Raw genomic sequence first — 3,752 nt, 5'->3', positions numbered from 1 at the left:
CGGCCATGACGAAGGCGGCGCTGAGCCCGGCCAGGGGCATCGCCGCCCCGAGAATGAGCGCGACTCCGGCGATGAGCTCGACGAACGTGGCGACGTACGCGCTGATGTCCGCAAGCGGCACGCCGCCGCCGGACATGATCTCGGCCGTTCCGGAGAGGCCCCAGTCGACGAGCTTCTGCCATCCGTAAGCCACGAGTATGAGGCCGGTTCCGAGCCGTGCGATGAGGATTCCGATGTCGAGGAGGTACTGACGGTGGCGGATCATGGCGTCTCCGTGAGGTAGCTGATGCGAGGCGTACCTCTCCAGCCTCATCTCGCCGGACGCGGCGGCCGGCTATTCCTTTGGACGGTTCCTCCTAGCCAAAAGAATGGCCGCCTGTCCGCGTCCGGCAACCTAGTATGTGGACTATGTCTCTGGACGGCTGCGCCCACGTCGAACATGCGCTCGCGGGAGTCGTCCGGTTGCTCGACGCATCTCTCCCGGACACGCTGCCGCAGCTGTCCGCCGTCGCCGGCGAGGTGGTACCGCATGAGGGGGTGCTTCTCTACAGCGGCGACTGCATCGCCTCCCCTGTCCGCTCGCACGGCGACGTGCCGACCGGCCCCGCCACTGTGGTCGAGATGATTCGGCTGGCCAATACCGTCGAGATCGGCCAGCCATGGCACGGGCACATCACGATCGCCGACACCACCCGGTCAGTGCTGGCGGTGGCCTCTTCTCCCGATGGGTCCGCCGGCTCCGTACTGGCCGGCCTCCTTCCCGACGGCTACACGCCAAGTGACGCCGCAAGCAGGATCTTCCAGCACCTGTGGGACATCGCGGCAGCGCACATCGTCGCTCTCAATACCCGGGTGGAGCCCGCGAAGCTGTCGCATTCCCGGGTCGTATCGAACGAGAGAGCCAGGATCGCGGCCGAGCTGACCGACGCCCATGCCACGACGCTCACGACCCTGCTGGGCGCACTGCGTTCACACCATCTCCCCGACGCCAGAGCACGGCACACGGCAACCGACCTGGCCGCATCGGCGCTCGTGGAACTCCGCACGGCCCGCGAGGATGAACGGAGTCATGACACCGAAACCCTCGATGAGGCGTTCTCCCAGATGGCCGACAAGCTCGTCCTGCTCATGCGGTACAACGACGCCACCCTGGATCTCGGCACACCGGACGAGCCCGATCACCCGCTACCCGCGAGTGTCGCCAACGCAGCACGAGCGAGCGTCCGGGGCGCAGTGCTCACCATGCTGGGACAAGCCGATGTGACGCGGATCCGGGTCGCGTGGAACGTCGTCGCCGGCGCGCTGCATGTCTCGGTTCGAGACAACGGACCGGGGACCCTGACCCGCGACGATTTCGGCATCCGTCGCCTCGCCATGAACCTTGCGGCGCTCGACGCGGAACTCGATCTCGATGCCGCGCCCGGATGGGGAAGCACCATCACCGTGAAGATCCCGCTCAGTGCGCCCGAGACCCCGGCGGCCGATCCACTGACGAAACTCAATCCGCGGGAGGTCGACGTCCTGCGCCAACTGACACACGGCCACCGCAACCGGCAGATCGCCCAGCACCTCCATATCAGCGAGCACACGGTCAAGTACCACGTCGCCAATATCCTGGACAAGTTCGGTGTCAGTTCCCGGGGCGAAGCGGCCGCGGCCGCCCGCGACCTCGGTTTCGTCCCGAGCTCCCGGGACGCGCAGTCCTAAGGTCGCTGGTCTCGCCCGTGTCAAACCCCCTTCTCGTGTCGTGGTCCAAGGGCGGAGACGCGCCTTTGTCCGGTCAGGATGTCGTTTCCAGCGGTCGGAAGCGCACGGCGTTCGCTCGGTGGAAGCCGCCGGGGATCTCGCGGGTCTCGACGACGAGCTGGACGTGGCCGCCGGTGCCCGCTGAGAACTCGAAGGTGCCGAGGTTGCGCCAGGTGCCGGCGTCCTGTTGCTGGTTGACGACGAGCTCGGTGGTGCCACTGGATCCCGACACGATATATCTGGCCTCCAGAGCGGAGTTGTCCGCTTCCGGGTACCACACGGCGACCTCGTACAGGTCGGACAAGGGCAGGTCGGGAGTCCAGGTCGCCGTCGCGCCTATCTGTGTGCTGTGCCTGGTCAACGACTCGCCTTTGTACCCCATCAGGCTGGCGCTGTCGTTCCAGGTTCCGGATTCGGAGTAGTCGGCGGACGTGTGGTCGACGATGGTGTCGAGGGTGGCGATGGCCACGTCGAGGCGGCGTGTGTTGCTGCCGTCGATCGACGCGGTCAGCGGGTAGTTCTGGTTGCGCTGGGCGTCGGTCGGAGCAGTGATCTGTACCGCGTACTCCTTCTCGGCGCCCGCTGGGACGTTGAACGACAGCGGGCTGGGAGTCAACTGCCAGCCCGCCGGCATGTCCAACACCACTTCGCCCGAGTGGACCGTGTCGATGTCGTTGCGAAGGAGGACTGTGAGGGTGGCGGACTCACCTGGATTGCCGATCTCTGGGGGATCGAGAACCAGCGCCGCGACTTTCACCGGCGGGACTGTGTTGTTGCGGATGATGATGTCGCTCGTGTGCGGCCCCACCGTGATCTCTTCGACGTCCGGGAAATCGGGGTGAGGGTCGACGAACGTGTTGTTCTCGATCGTGACGTGCTGGGCTCCGGAGATGAGGATGGACTGCTCTACCGCGTAGCCCTCGAAGTGGTTGCCGGCGATGGTGATGTCGGTGTTGCTCTGCTCAGTGGTGAGGCCGTCGCTGGTCGCGTTCGTGTTCCGCAGGAGTATGTCGCTGGCTTTGTATTCCGGCAGTTGAATCAGCCGCGAGGGGATGTGGTAGTTCCCGATGAACTGGTTGTTGCGGATCGTGACGTTCTCGGTGTTGACCGGCGAACCCCAGACCAGCTCCTGGCCCATCAGGATGGCGTCGCCCTTGGCGTGGACGAACTCGCAGTCCTCGATGAGGCCGTCTACGCCGCGGACACGGAAGCCGTTGTAGTAGTGGGTGGAGAAGCGGCGGACGACGAAGCCGGATGCGCGCGTGTTCAGGTTGAGCAGCGTGTTGAAGTACAGGCCCTCGCCCTGATCGCGATCCCCACGGCGCCAGCTCCGGGACGTTCCGGAGCCGGTCAGGTCCGCGATGGGCTGGTCGAGGGTGAGTCGCATCGCGTCTTCATCCTGATATGTGAGGTACTCGATGGCGGTGATGCGTGCTTCGCCCATCGGGACACCGTTCAGCTGCTCGAGTGCCCGCACGTCGTCGCCCACCCGGTATTCGATCCGATACCGCACCAGGAGCGTATCCGGCGCCTCCACCTCGAATATGTCGTTCCAACCCGTGTTGAAGCTGATCGAATCGTCGAGGGCGGCGGTGACACTGCAGTCTTCGATGAGCGGGCCCTGCCGGTCGCTCCTCGAGGCGAAGCCGTCCGCCGCGATGCTGACCCATCGATCGCTGCCGGGCAGCGGTTCGACGTCACAGTGCTTGATCGTGAGACCCTCGGTGTGGAAGCTCAGGACTCCGAGCCGTGGGCACGCGTAGATACCGAATGTCTCGATCGAGCAGTCGACGCTCTCGCGGACGCTGACGGCATTGCCGGATCTGCCCGTGGTGCCACGGATCGCGGGGACGAATCGGTCCCCGACGTCGAGGAACTGTACGTGCTGGCGCTGGCTCTGCGGACCGACGAAGAACCGGTAGGTGTTGGCGCTGAGCTGCTGGATGTCTTCGTATCCGATGTAGTTGATGCCGTCCTTGCGTCCGAGCCATGCTCCGTTGTCGTCG

At 65.4% G+C, this 3,752-nt stretch carries 3 protein-coding genes; 1 reads left to right on the top strand and 2 read right to left on the bottom strand.

Annotation, left to right across the window (positions count from 1 at the left end):
* Positions 1-265: DoxX family protein (locus ELR45_RS05415; RefSeq protein ID WP_165367497.1), on the bottom strand; the 265-nt coding region annotated here is incomplete at its 3' end.
* A 143-nt stretch (positions 266-408) separates the two neighbouring features.
* On the opposite strand from ELR45_RS05415, the gene ELR45_RS05410 reads away from it, so the two are divergent.
* Positions 409-1,707 (top strand): helix-turn-helix transcriptional regulator, encoded by a 1,299-nt coding sequence (locus ELR45_RS05410; protein ID WP_165367496.1) that lies wholly within the window; start codon positions 409-411, stop codon positions 1,705-1,707.
* Positions 1,708-1,780: 73 nt separating this feature from the next.
* On the opposite strand, the gene ELR45_RS05405 is transcribed toward ELR45_RS05410, so the two are convergent.
* Positions 1,781-3,752: golvesin C-terminal-like domain-containing protein (locus ELR45_RS05405; protein WP_205856054.1), on the bottom strand; the 1,972-nt coding region annotated here is incomplete at its 5' end.

Source organism: Phytoactinopolyspora endophytica, from assembly GCF_004138495.1.
Classification (GTDB): domain Bacteria; phylum Actinomycetota; class Actinomycetes; order Jiangellales; family Jiangellaceae; genus Phytoactinopolyspora; species Phytoactinopolyspora endophytica.
Note: the sequence above shows the minus strand (reverse complement) of the source record. Positions and strands in the feature narration are given on the sequence as shown.